This is a genomic window from Undibacterium sp. RuTC16W (assembly GCF_049339445.1).
GTDB lineage: Bacteria > Pseudomonadota > Gammaproteobacteria > Burkholderiales > Burkholderiaceae_D > Undibacterium.
This window is the reverse complement of record NZ_JBMPPE010000078.1, coordinates 1-347: the sequence shown is the minus strand read 5'-3', so window position 1 is coordinate 347 and position 347 is coordinate 1. Positions and strand designations below refer to the sequence as shown.

At 51.9% G+C, this 347-nt stretch carries 1 protein-coding gene; it reads right to left on the bottom strand.

What is annotated here, in order from left to right; translation table 11 throughout:
* Positions 1–72: 72 nt before the first annotated feature.
* On the bottom strand, positions 73–347 hold a 275-nt coding region (locus ACO0K4_RS19595), incomplete at its 5' end, for a hypothetical protein (protein ID WP_422958340.1).

Sequence of the window (347 nt, the reverse complement as noted above, 5' to 3'; positions counted from 1 at the left end):
CACGCAAATCCGGTGTAAAGTATAATGCTTTTCAAAAGTTACCTGCTTCGGCAGGCAACCCGAAAAAAGTGTTTAACTACGCCGATTGCTGTCCGGCCTGTCACTGCAAAGTGCAGGTTGCCCTGCGGATTTGCCTTCAGGGGCATTGCGCCGCAACCCGTCTGACAACCATGAGAAAAAGAGTCGAACCTGGCTTATGGCAGTTTTTCCCCGCACATTCTCCGGAATTTTGCTGGTGAAAAGCTGCCGCAAGTCAGGGGGCGTTGACCGGATGGAGAAGGTACGCATCGTTTTGCTTTGCGTCCAAGTGTGATGATTTTCCCCTTGTTTCAAAGCCCGCAGCGCCA